Annotated in this window: 14 protein-coding genes; all 14 read left to right on the forward strand. The window is 29.4% G+C overall.

Features of this window, described 5'->3' with window-relative positions; all coding sequences use genetic code 11:
- Window positions 1-122: 122 nt before the first annotated feature.
- Window positions 123-749, forward strand: a complete 627-nt coding sequence (locus C3E90_RS04885) for a hypothetical protein (protein WP_236914546.1) — start codon at window positions 123-125, stop codon at window positions 747-749.
- A gap of 138 nt (window positions 750-887) precedes the next feature.
- On the forward strand, window positions 888-2,348 hold the full coding sequence (locus C3E90_RS04890) for a motility associated factor glycosyltransferase family protein (protein ID WP_236914547.1): 1,461 nt from the start codon (window positions 888-890) through the stop codon (window positions 2,346-2,348).
- Between the two features lie 80 nt (window positions 2,349-2,428).
- Window positions 2,429-2,602: a hypothetical protein gene (locus C3E90_RS04895; RefSeq protein WP_236914548.1), complete on the forward strand. Its 174-nt coding sequence runs from the start codon at window positions 2,429-2,431 to the stop codon at window positions 2,600-2,602.
- Window positions 2,603-2,627: 25 nt separating this feature from the next.
- Entirely contained in the window at window positions 2,628-3,677 is a 1,050-nt protein-coding gene (gene pseB / locus C3E90_RS04900) for a UDP-N-acetylglucosamine 4,6-dehydratase (inverting) (protein WP_236914549.1), read from the forward strand.
- Window positions 3,678-3,728: 51 nt separating this feature from the next.
- Complete coding sequence (locus tag C3E90_RS04905) at window positions 3,729-4,619, forward strand: methyltransferase domain-containing protein (RefSeq protein ID WP_236914550.1); 891 nt, start codon at window positions 3,729-3,731, stop codon at window positions 4,617-4,619.
- Between the two features lie 26 nt (window positions 4,620-4,645).
- Window positions 4,646-5,836, forward strand: a complete 1,191-nt coding sequence (gene pseC, locus C3E90_RS04910) for a UDP-4-amino-4,6-dideoxy-N-acetyl-beta-L-altrosamine transaminase (protein ID WP_236914551.1) — start codon at window positions 4,646-4,648, stop codon at window positions 5,834-5,836.
- A 9-nt stretch (window positions 5,837-5,845) separates the two neighbouring features.
- Window positions 5,846-6,577, forward strand: a complete 732-nt coding sequence (locus C3E90_RS04915; RefSeq protein WP_236914552.1) for a cytidylyltransferase domain-containing protein — start codon at window positions 5,846-5,848, stop codon at window positions 6,575-6,577.
- Window positions 6,578-6,605: 28 nt separating this feature from the next.
- Window positions 6,606-7,064 carry a GNAT family N-acetyltransferase gene (locus tag C3E90_RS04920; RefSeq protein WP_236914553.1) on the forward strand — a complete coding sequence of 153 codons (459 nt, stop codon included), beginning with the start codon at window positions 6,606-6,608 and terminating at the stop codon, window positions 7,062-7,064.
- A gap of 14 nt (window positions 7,065-7,078) precedes the next feature.
- Window positions 7,079-8,095, forward strand: coding sequence for a pseudaminic acid synthase (pseI, locus tag C3E90_RS04925; protein ID WP_236914554.1), 1,017 nt, complete (start codon window positions 7,079-7,081; stop codon window positions 8,093-8,095).
- The gene (locus C3E90_RS04930) at window positions 8,092-9,069 is read left to right on the forward strand and encodes a PseG/SpsG family protein (RefSeq protein WP_236914555.1); all 978 of its coding nucleotides are present in this window, start codon (window positions 8,092-8,094) and stop codon (window positions 9,067-9,069) included. The genes pseI and C3E90_RS04930 overlap by 4 nt, the downstream gene beginning before the upstream one ends.
- A 245-nt stretch (window positions 9,070-9,314) precedes the next feature.
- On the forward strand, window positions 9,315-10,055 hold the full coding sequence (locus C3E90_RS04935; protein ID WP_236914556.1) for a nitroreductase family protein: 741 nt from the start codon (window positions 9,315-9,317) through the stop codon (window positions 10,053-10,055).
- A gap of 293 nt (window positions 10,056-10,348) precedes the next feature.
- Window positions 10,349-10,879 carry a DNA methyltransferase gene (locus tag C3E90_RS04940; RefSeq protein ID WP_236914557.1) on the forward strand — a complete coding sequence of 177 codons (531 nt, stop codon included), beginning with the start codon at window positions 10,349-10,351 and terminating at the stop codon, window positions 10,877-10,879.
- Between the two features lie 34 nt (window positions 10,880-10,913).
- Complete coding sequence (locus C3E90_RS04945; protein ID WP_236914558.1) at window positions 10,914-11,750, forward strand: DNA adenine methylase; 837 nt, start codon at window positions 10,914-10,916, stop codon at window positions 11,748-11,750.
- The gene (locus tag C3E90_RS04950; RefSeq protein ID WP_236914559.1) at window positions 11,743-13,023 is read left to right on the forward strand and encodes a type II restriction enzyme; all 1,281 of its coding nucleotides are present in this window, start codon (window positions 11,743-11,745) and stop codon (window positions 13,021-13,023) included. Before C3E90_RS04945 ends, C3E90_RS04950 begins: the two co-directional genes overlap by 8 nt.
- Window positions 13,024-13,041 lie beyond the last annotated feature (18 nt).

Here is a 13,041-nt window from a genome sequence, read left to right on the forward strand (position 1 = left end):
GAAAATGGGGGGTCATTGTTTTTGTTTTATAAAAAACTATGTAACCCTTGATAATATAAGGTTTTAATAAAAAATAGGAGTGTCAAATTTGACACTACGGACAATTTTTTGGAGGTAATTTAATGAAAATACATATTTTAGATAAAACTTTAGAATATGAAAATAATAAATGTATTCTCGATGATATGTTTAAAGAAATCAATGAAATAGTAAGTGCTACAAACCTTATATTTAGTCACTTAATAATAGATGATGTAATAATTTACAATGACTATTATGATTATTTCCTAGACAATATTAATAATATAAGGGAAGTAATGGTTGTAACTAAAACAGTAAAGAGAATGACTGAAGAAATATTACTATCTACCATAGATTATTTAGAAAGAGCTATTCCGGAAATAGAAATACTATCAAATAAGTTTTATAAAACTCCATCAAAAGAATCATGGTATAAATTAATGGATTTATTAGAAGGCATTAAATGGATAATGGATACTTTTGTAGTCATAGACACCAATAATGAACTAAAAAATATAGTTAATAGCTATGAAGAATGGAATATATATGCAAAAGACATATATGAACTAAAAGAACTGATGATAGAATTTGAAGAAATTCTAGAAAATAATGATTTTGTTTCTACTGCTGATATACTATCTTATGAGATAATTCCACTATTTAAGGATATGAAGGAGAAATTATTAAAGTTGTTTTCAGAAGAAGTGGAAATAGGCGATATTAGTTGACAATGAAGATGTTTTAAAATCCGATTATCCCAGCTTATGGAATAAGCTAAATTCTTTAGAAGATACTATTGATAATTCTTTAATCAAAGTATAAGAAACAAGAAGAGGGGATAAAAAAAACTATATGGATAGAAAAAGATGGTAAGAAGACTTTATCTCCATAGTAAATACAACCCTATTAGGGAAGTAGAAACTATTATAGAAGAATATGAAGAAGTAGAGCCAGATACAACGGTAATCTTCTATGGAACGGGATTAGGATATCATATAGATCTATTTTTACAAAAACATCCAGATATAAACTACTATATATATGAACCAATACCAGAATTATTATATACCTATTTATCCTATAATTCATTAAAGAGATTACCTTCCTTAAGATTAAAAGATATAATATTAGCTGATAATGTGTTAGATATTAGGAAATTCTTCAATCAATTAGTTGATAAAGCAGGTGGTAAATATATCCACGTAGTTTTGAGTAGTCATAAAAACATATTCACTGAAGAATATGAAAGGTTCCTAGATTTATTCAAAGAAACCATAAAGGATAAAAAATCTAGCATAGGTACCAATCTTGCCTTTCAAGAGAGATGGATATTAAATAGTATGAAAAACTTTAAAGAAGTATTATCCACCCCAAATATATTATTGGAAAAGAAGGGTGCATTTAAAAACAAACCCGCCATACTAGTAGCAGCAGGACCATCATTAGATGAAGAGATAGAGAATGTTAGATATATAAAAGGAAAAGGACTTGCTTATATATTTAGCGTTGGATCAGCTATAAATACATTGATCCATCATAATATATATCCAGATGCAGCCACTACTTATGACCCCGGAGTGTTTAATCAAAAAGTTTTCGAGAGGATTAAAGAAAAGGGAATATCAGATATACCTGTGATATTCGGTTCCAGTGTAGGATATGAAACTCTGATAAACTATCCAGGTGATAAATACCACATGATAACTAGCCAAGATACGGTTTCTAACTATTATCTAAAGAATCAAGACGGAGAATCTATAAGTATAATGCAAGATGCTCCATCTATTGCAGTAGTAACAGTACAACTATTGTACGAACTAGGCTTTAATCCTATAGTACTAGTAGGTCAAAACTTAGCTTACAAAGGTAAAGAACGTCATTCAGAAGGTGTTTATTATAGCAGAGAAGTTTCAGAAAAAGAAATGGAAAAAGGATTATGGGTTAAGGATGTATATGGCAATGAAGTACTAACCAATGAGGGTTTCAATAGGATGAAACAACAGATGGAATACTATATCGAAGCATTGCCAAATATAGAAATAATCAACACAACAAAAGGAGGCGCTCAAATAGAAGGGACAAGTTTCAGAGAATTAACATCAGTAATAGATAAACACTTAAAGGAAAGGGTTGCTGAGGATAATTGGCTTGAAGGCAATAAAACCCAATACGATAAAGGATATCTAAAGACCCAGTCAGAGAAGATTGACAGAGCTTATAAAAGGGCTTTTAAACTAATAGATGAATACTATGACATAATAAATATCATAGAAAAGTTGATTAATAATCAAAACTTTAATCAATCAAAAAAACCTATGCAAAACTAGATAAAGTATTAAGAAAAATTGAAAGAAACGATTATTTCCAAACCTTCATTTTACCCATGAACAGAGTCCACTATAAACTATTGGCAGATAGCATAGATAGTCTAAATGAAGAAAAAAATCCAATGGAAAAGGGTAGAAGGATAGTGGAGAATTTTAAGAATTTTATGGATTTGTGTAAGGGAGATATTGAAGGTATAGGAGATGTTTATAAGGAAATGAAATCTAGCATATATGCTTTTTTGGAAAAGAAGTAATAATTTTATATTGTGGGGGATTATAATGCTAAATGATAAAACAATACTTATAACTGGAGGGACAGGCTCTTTTGGAGAAAAATTCATCCAAATAGTATTTGAAAAATTCAAACCTAAAAAAATAATTATTTACTCTAGGGACGAATATAAACAATCTTTAATGAAACAAAAATTTAAGAGTCATGAAAAGAACTTAAGATTTTTTATTGGAGATGTAAGGGATAAGGAGAGATTGTATAGAGCCTTTAATGAAGTGGACTATGTAATTCATGCTGCAGCCATGAAACAAGTACCAGCCTGTGAATACAATCCTTTTGAAGCTATAAAGACCAATATTCATGGTGCACAAAATGTAATAGATGCAGCATTAGATAGAGGTGTAAAAAAGGTAATTGCTTTATCTACCGATAAAGCAGTAAATCCTATTAATCTATATGGAGGAACTAAATTAGTTTCAGACAAACTATTTATATCGGCTAACGCCTATTCTGGAAGTAAAGGAACTAGATTTTCAGTAGTGAGATATGGGAATGTGGCTGGTAGCAGAGGTTCTGTTATACCTTTTTTTAAAGGGCTAATAGAAAAAGGAGAAGAGAATCTACCGATTACTGATTTTCGTATGACAAGATTTTGGATAACATTAGAACAAGGTGTAGAATTAGTATTTAAGGCATTAGAAGAAGCAAAAGGTGGAGAAACTTTTATTTCAAAAATACCATCTTTTAGAATAACGGATTTAGCCAAAGCTATGAACCCCAATGCTAATTTAGAAGAAGTAGGTATCAGAGAAGGAGAAAAACTCCATGAAGTGATGATAACTAAAGATGATTCTCGGATGACCTATGAGTATAAAAAACACTACATAATATATCCACATTTTGACTGGTGGAGCTCAGATAGACATTTCACAAATGGTGGTAAGCCTATAAAAGAAGGATTTGAATATAATTCAGGAACGAATAGAGAATGGTTAGGTGTGGAGGATCTAAAAGAAGAATTAGCTAAACTAGGATATTTAAATTTTAATACTTCTTTATCAATAAAAGAAGTTGCAGTTAGCAAGGAAGTAAAATAACTTATATTATATAAAAACATGATATTTATTTATTAAGACAAGGAGACAAATATGGATAAATTTAAGATTTTAAATAGGATAAAGACTGTTTATGAAAATGGTGGAAATATAATTCGATATTTAAAGGATTTAGAGGGGCAATCAAATAATTCCTTAGAGGATATATTGATTAGCTATGATTTTCAAGCAGGTAGCTATATAAAAGCATATGAAAAAGAACCTAAAATTAAAGATATGTATTGTGAAAAGTTGGCTGAAATTATAGATGATATAGGAGATTATGATTCTCTTATAGAAGTTGGGGTTGGTGAAGCGACAACATTAGGAAATGTACTTAAATTAATTAGAAACAAATCAGTTACATCCTATGGTTTTGATATATCTTGGTCAAGAATAAAATATGCTAAAAAATTTTTACAAAAACAAAATCTAAGTAATGTCAATTTATTTGTGGCAGATTTGTTTTGTTTACCTCTAAAGGATAATTGTATAGATATAGTTTATACTTCACATTCAATAGAACCTAATGGCGGGAAAGAAAGAGAAGCTTTAATGGAGTTATACAGAATAACAAATAAATATTTAATTTTATTAGAACCAGCTTATGAACTTGCAAATGAAGAAGCTAGAAACAGAATGAGGCATTATGGTTATGTTACTAATTTATATTCTATGGCAAATGATCTTGGTTATAATATTATTGAGCATAAACTTTTTGGCATTAATACTAATCCATTAAATCCAACAGGATTAATAATAATAAAAAAAGATGGTAAAGCAAAAGAAACAAACCTAACATGCTGTCCAGTTACGAAGAAAGATTTGATTTTAATAAACAATTGTTATTTTTCTGAGGAAAGCTTTTTATTATACCCAATTGTCGAGGGAATACCATGTTTGTTACCGCAAAATGCAATATTAGCTACAAAATTTCTAGATTAGTAAACAAGTAAAGGAAAGTGAATTAAATGGAATTAGCCGTATATGGAGGAACTCCTGTGAGAGACACTTATTTACCCTATGGACAACAATGGATAGATGATGACGATATAGAAGAAGTAGTAAAGGTGCTAAAATCCAATTACCTTACTACAGGTCCTAAAGCAGGAGAATTTGAACAAAGTTTTGCAAACTATGTTGGTGCAAAATATTCAGTAGCTATATCTAATGGTACAGCTGCATTACATGCAGCTTGTTTTGCAGCAAGCATAAAAGAAGGGGATGAAGTAATAACTACTCCTATAACTTTTGCAGCTTCTGCTAATTGTATATTGTACCAAGGTGGGAAACCAGTTTTTGCAGATATAGATCCTGAAACCTACAATATAGATATAAAAGATATTGAAAAAAAGATTACCAATAAAACCAAAGCTATCATACCAGTAGACTTTACAGGACAACCTGTTAATATAGATGAAATTAATGATATAGCTAAAAAACATGATTTAATAGTCATAGAAGATGGAGCTCATTCTCTAGGGGCAGAATATAAAGGCAAAAAAGTTGGTTCTTTAGTAGATATGACTACTTTTAGTTTCCATCCAGTTAAACATATTACCACTGGTGAAGGTGGAATGATTACTACTAATAGTAAAGAATTATATAATAAATTGAAATTATTTAGAACCCATGGAATAACAAGAGATAGAGAAATACTTCATAATAAAGATGAAGGCCCTTGGTATTATGAACAATTAGATTTAGGCTATAACTATAGAATGACAGATATTCAGTGTGCCTTGGGTATAAGCCAATTAAATAAGCTAGATAGATTCTTAGGAAGAAGACGAGAAATAGCTGAAAAATATAATAAGTACTTAAAAGATATAGATGGGATTATAATACCACAACAAGCAAAGTTTTCGAATTCTAGTTGGCATATATATGTGATACAACTGGAGCTGGAAAAGTTTAAAGTTGGAAGAAAAGAAATATTCAAAGCCTTACAGGCCGAAAATATAGGGGTGAATGTCCATTATATTCCAGTTTATTATCATCCATATTATAAAAAAATGGGTTATGAAAATGGGATATGTCCCAATGCAGAAAAGCTATATGAAAGAGTCATAACCATACCATTATATCCTAAGATGAGTGATGGGGATGTGGAAGATGTGGTTATGGCACTGGAGAAGGTATTAAAACATTATAGAAGGTAGTGATTAACAATGAAAACAGTATGCATTATACAAGCAAGAATGGGATCAACGCGACTTCCAGGAAAAGTTATGTTAGATTTATGTGGGAAAACAGTGTTATGGCATGTAATTGAAAGAGTTAAAAGAGTAAAAAATATAGATGAAATAGTTATTGCCACAACTACAGGCAAAAAAGATGATGTAATAGTAGAAGAAGTATTAAAATATGGTGCTAAAGTTTTTAGAGGTAGTGAAGAGGACGTACTCAGTAGATATTATTACGCTGCTAAAGAAAACAAGGCAGATGTAGTGGTTAGATTAACAAGTGACTGTCCATTGATTGATCCAGAAGTTACAAATGATGTAATTGATTTTTATTTAAACAATAATAATAATTTAGATTATGTTAGCAATACATTAGAAAGAACTTTTCCTAGAGGGTTAGACACGGAAGTATTTAGTTTTGAAGCATTAGAAAAGGCTTTCAATGAAGCAACATTACAAAGAGACAAGGAGCATGTTACACCATATATATGGGATAATCCAAATAAGTTTAGTTTGGGGAATTATAAAAATAATGTCAATTATTCACACTTAAGATGGACTTTAGATACAGAAGAGGATTATGAGTTAATAAGTAGAGTATATAAAGAATTATTTAATAATGAACATACTTTTTATTTCCGTGAAATAATCGAGCTTGTTGAAAGAAAACCAGAACTACATAATATAAATGCAACTATTAAGCAGAAGAGGTTATAGTACAAATTAAGAGAAGGTGAAACTTTTTATGCTGAATAATAATCAATATAAATTAGTAAATGTTACAAAAGATGATTACGACTTATTATTTATCTGGGCAAACGATTATGAGGTTCGAGCAAATTCATTTAATACAGATGAAATAAAATACGATGAACATGTAAAATGGTTTGAATCAAAGTTAAAACAAGATACTTCTAGTATGTACATACTGGAAATACAAAATAAAAAGATAGGTTTAGTTAGACTGGATAAGATATTAGCGCATAAATATTTAATAAATTATAGTATTGCCAGAGAATACAGGGGACAAGGTTATGGTACTATATTATTAAAATTAATTAAAGAAAAATATAATTCAAACTTATTAATAGGAAAAGTAAAAAAAGATAATATTGCCTCCATTAGGGCATTTAAAAATGCTGGATATTATATGAGGCAAGACTCAGAGATATATACATTCTACTCGAAGAATTTTGAATTGTAATGGGGGTATTAATTATGTTTGGTGACAAAGTCTATATCGTGGCCGAAATATCAGCAAATCATGGACACGATATTCAAATAGCTAAAAATACAATAAAAGCTGCTAAAGAAGCGGGAGCGGATGCAGTAAAAATTCAAACATATACTGCCGACACAATTACACTAAATTGCGATAATGAATATTTCCAAATAAAACAAGGGACATTATGGGATGGTACTACTTTATATAAACTTTATCAAAAAGCCTATACTCCTTGGGAATGGCATGAAGAACTTTTTAGATATGCGAAGGATATAGGAATAACAATATTTTCATCGCCATTCGATAAAACTGCAGTAGATTTATTAGAAAGTTTAAATACACCTGCATATAAAATAGCATCCTTTGAGATAACAGACATTCTATTAATTGAATATATTGCATTAATAGGAAAACCTTTGATTATATCAACAGGGATTGCTACAATAGGTGAAATAAAAGAAGCAATAGATACATGTAAGAAAGTGGGAAATGATAATATAATTCTTTTAAAATGTACAAGCTCATATCCAGCACCCTATGAAGATATGAACCTACTAACAATACCAAATATGAAGAATACATTTGGAGTAGATATAGGTTTGTCAGATCATTCTATAGGGAGTACCGTGGCACTTGGAGCTGTAGCCTTAGGTGCTAAAATGGTAGAAAAACATATAATATTAGATAGAAGCATAGGAGGACCTGATGCAGAATTTTCAATGGAAATAGATGAATTCAAATCTATGATAAAAGAAATTAGAAACTTAGAAAAGGCATTAGGAAGAGTTAATTATGATCTAGATGAAAAAACGGTGAATAATAGGGTGTTTTCAAGATCTCTATTTTTTACAGAAGATATAAAAGCAGGAGATATAATAACTGAAAAGAATATGAGATCAATTAGACCAGGACATGGTTTACATCCAAGATATTACTATGAAATACTAGGAAAAAAGGTAAAGAAAGATATAAAAAAAGGGACACCGGTGGATTGGAGTTTGATTGAATGAAGAGTATATTAATAAGGACATTTGGCGGTAAAGGAATAGGTTATGGCCATTTTTATAGGTGCTTATCTTTAGCTAAAGCGATTAAATTAATAAGCGAAGATATTAATATCATTTTTTTAATAAACCAGGATTTAAAAGATTTATTAGGTAGTACAGGTTTTAATTTTGTAGTATCAAACAATTTAAATGAAGATAATGAGAAGATAAATAGATTTGATATTAGTCTATTTATCTTTGATTCATATTTAGGGGATAATAGATATCTAAAAATGGTAAAAGAAAAAACTAAACTAATGCTAATAGATGATAATAACGATATATACGATACATCTATACCAGACATTATTTATAATGGAAATATACATGCTGAGAAACTAGGCTATTTTGGCGTTAGAAACCAATTACAATTACTAGGACCAAAATTTTTAATAATGAAAGAAGAATATTGGAATAGAGGTACAAACAAAAATGTAATCAAAGATGGTATATTAATCACTACAGGTGGTACGGATGAATATGGGGTTTCACTAAGGATATTAGAGCAGCTTAAAAACCTGGGTTCTAAGATAAAAGTAATTATAGGGCCTGGGTACAAAGATGACTATATCAGAAAAATTGAGGACTCTATAACTGACAATATAAAATTGATTTATAAGCCTAATAGCCTAAAAGATTATATATTATCTTCAAAAATAGTAATAACTGCAGGAGGTAGCACTGCCTATGAAATATTATCACAAAAAAGCTTACCAATTATATTTAGCCTAGTAGACAATCAGGACTTAATTTGTAATGAGTTAAGCAATATGGGGGTTAAATATTTGGGAAAACATCCAGATATTAATTATTCATTATTGGAAGGGAAAATTAAAGAACTACAGAAAAACGGGTTAAGTGAAAATAATAAAATATATGATTTAGTAGATGGAAAAGGAGCAAAATTAGTTGCTAGTAGAATAGTAGAAGAGATTTAACAAAAAAGGCTTAAATCTCCCCAGCTCAGTAGGCTTAATTAAAGAGCAAATAGAAAAGATATGTCAAGTAATTATTACCAACCAATCGAATTGATACAAATAAACATACCATCCCTACCCATTGCCATGAACCAATTTAAACTCCATCAACAAGTAGGAGTATCTCTAATGAAAATGATTATAGAGGAGATAAAAATTCAAAATGAAGATTTATATATATAACATTCAAAACTGGAGGGAATACCATGAACGAAGTATTAAAACAAATAAAAAATAGAAAATCAATAAGGGTTTATGAAGATAGAAAAATTCCAGATGATGTAAAAGAAGAAATATTAAATGCGGCTTTCGAAGCTCCAACTGCCGGTTGTATGATGCTTTACAGTATAATAGATATTACTGATGAAAAATTAAAGAAAAAGTTGTCGATGACTTGTGATAATCAGCCTTTTATTGCAAAAGCACCAATGGTACTAGTGTTTCTTGCAGATTATCAGAGATGGTATGATAGTTTTGCCTATGAAGATTGCAATCCAAGAAAACCTGGTGAAGGGGATATCCTTCTTGCTTGTGCTGATGCAATAATAGCTGCTCAGAACACTGTGGTAGCTGCAGAATCCTTAGGGGTAGGTTCCTGTTATATTGGTGATATCCTTGAAAATTGTGAGACTGTAAGAGAATTATTAGAATTACCAGATTATGTTTTGCCTATAGCCATGGTAGTATATGGATACCCTACAGAGTCACAAAAGAAAAGAGAAAAACCTATTCGTTTTGAAAGAGAGTATATTGTTTCAGAAAATAAATATCATAGATTAAATAAGGAAGAACATTGTGAAATGCATTATACAAGAAATAAGAAATCCGGTTTAGAAGACAAAGATATCAATGATTATATTAATAAATTTTGTAACCGTAAATATATGTCTGAATTTGCCTTGGAGATGAATCTTTCAGCAGCTGAATATCTGAAAAAATTTAGATAAGGAGAAAAAAATTTTATTTATTAAATCATGCAACTTTTTTTGAAAAACAGAGTCTAAATAATAAAGGGAGGAAAAAAGAAAAGGCATGTAGAAAAAGAGTTAATAATAGAACTGAAAAATGGTAAAGAAGAAGCTGAAGATAAAGCTCAGAAAATCTCCATAAGGGTTTTCAATAATACTCATAGGTTTAAGGCAAAAGTTCTATTAATAAATATATTTAACCAACCACTTGAAACTTATGTTCTGATTTAATATAATAGAATTAATATAATACTAAAAATTAGGGGAAAAAAATGAGATGGGAACCTGAAAACTATAAGATAGAAGTAAGCACATTATGGAGCTTTCCAGAAAGAGGTAATTGGGCTACCCATAATGGAGAATATGAACCTAGAATCTATAATGGAGATGCAAGAAATTTATATTTCATACCTGATAATAGCATTGATTTAATTTGTACACATTCCCCTTATGCAAATATAATAAAGTATAGCAATGGAATAAAAGGAGATTTATCAAATTGTGATATTAATGAGTTCATAACTCAGATGAAAATTGTTGCAAAAGAATCTTTTAGGGTATTAAAAAATGAAAAATATTGTGCAATATTAATGGGGGATATCAGAAAGTCAAAACATATAGTACCCCTCGGGTTTAAAGTAATGGAAAAATGCTTAGAAGCAGGGTTTTTATTAAAAGAAATAGTTATTAAAGAACAACACAATTGTAAAACAACAGGATTCTGGTATAAGAAGAGCATTCAACATAATTTTCTTTTAATAGCTCATGAATATCTATTTATATTTAGAAAACCAAATTATTAGTAATTTATTGGTATTAAGTTGGGAGAGGATTTAATTGAAAAAAGATGAATTAGTGCTGCCGGTTGTTAAGTGGGTAGGAGGAAAAAGACAACTTCTACCTGCAATAGAAAAATACATACCTTCTCATTTTTCTACTTATTATGAGCCATTTATAGGAGGAGGAGCAGTGTTATTCCATTTACAACCTAAAAAAGCAGTTGTTAATGATATAAATAATGAGTTAATAAATCTGTATCAAGTAATAAAGGATAATGTTGATGAATTAATAGAGGATCTAAAGGAGCATAAGAATGAGGCAGACTATTTTTATAAAATACGAGAATTGGATAGAGATGTGGACAAATATAAGAGATTAAATCCTGTAGAAAGAGCCTCTAGAATACATTATCTAAATAAAACTTGTTATAATGGATTATTTAGGGTTAATTCTCAAGGCCAATTTAATACCCCTTTTGGAAAATATAAAAGCCCAAATATCGTAAATGAGGTGACGTTAAGGGCAGTAAGCAAATATTTTAATAAAGCAAATATAACTTTTAAATGTGGTGATTTTGAAGAAGCGGTTAAGGGAGCTAGAAAAGGTAGCTTTATTTATTTTGATCCGCCTTATGATCCGGTAAGTGATACGAGTAGTTTCACAGGCTATGATAAAGGGGGCTTTGATAGAGAAGAACAAATAAGGCTTAAAAAATTATGTGACAGATTGGATAAGAGGGGAATTAAATTTTTACTTTCTAATTCAGAAACTGATTTTATATTAGATCTTTATAAAGATTATAAAATAGAAATAGTACATGCTAAAAGATCTATAAATTCAAAAGGCCATAAAAGAGGAGAAGTAAACGAAGTGTTGGTGATGAATTATGAGTAAAACTAAAAATGATTTAGCCTGGGAAAAACTTTTTGATAAATACAATATTTTGTATGAAATAGAAAATAAAGGCTTCTATGAAATTACTTCTAAAGAGATTAATGAGTTTAGAGAAGCTAGATTGGCTACAAAATTTGACCATAAGACAAATTTGCCAAAATTGTTTACAGATAATCATCTATCTATTTTACCAATAACTAGAGGTAGTTATATAATCTCTTCTTTTGAAGCATATAAGGAGTTTAACGAAATAAATATAGAAATTTCTAAGGTCCCATTTCCAGATTATATAGAAAGCATTGATTACGAGAACATAACTTCTGAATCGATAGCTATAAATTGCGCTTTTGTTTCAGGAATATTATCAGATTTTCTTCAGGATAACAAACTAGTACCTACAGTTAGTGGTCGAATGAGTTCCAATGAATTTTCTTTTTATATAAATAACTTAAATATAAATAGAGATGTAAAGGTTATAGTATCTAATTCTCAAATTGAAATAGATGGTGGTTATGAAGGAACGGAGAGTTTAGCTTTAATAGAGGCTAAAAACTCAATTTCTGAGGATTTTTTAATTAGACAATTATATTATCCTTTTAGACTATGGAATGAAAAGATAACTAAGAGGATTAAGCCAATTTTTATGGTATACTCTAATGGTATTTTTACATTATACGAGTATAGTTTTCAAGAACCTAATAATTACAATTCACTAGTTCTAGTAAAACAAAAAAATTATACCCTAGTACAAGATGATATTGACTTAAATGCTATAAAAGATATTCTATATAAGGTAAATATTATTGAAGAACCCAGAATTCAATTTCCCCAAGCTAATAGTATGAAAAGACTTATAAACTTATGCGAATTATTATATAATAATGACATGACAAAAGAAGAGATTACGACTACATATGATTTTGACCCTAGACAAACTAATTACTATACTGATGCAGGTATATATTTAGGCATTATAGATAAAAAAAGAGAAGATGGTGAAATAATTTACTTTTTAACCCATGAAGGTAGAAATCTTTTTAAAGTCAATTTAAAGACAAGGCAACTTAAGCTTATTGAATTGATTCTTAAACATAATGCTTTCAATAAAACTTTAAAAGAATATTTTAGAATAGAACAAATGCCTAGTAAAGATAATATTGTTAAAATAATGAAAGAATCGAATCTCTATAGAATAAATTCTGATAGTACATTTTATAGAAGGGCTCAAACCATTTCAAGCTGGATAAGTTGGATATTGAATTTAGCTAAATAAAATATTTGGAAGTGAATG

The organism is Clostridium sp. Cult2 (genome assembly GCF_021655075.1).
Taxonomy (GTDB): domain Bacteria; phylum Bacillota; class Clostridia; order Tissierellales; family Tepidimicrobiaceae; genus Schnuerera.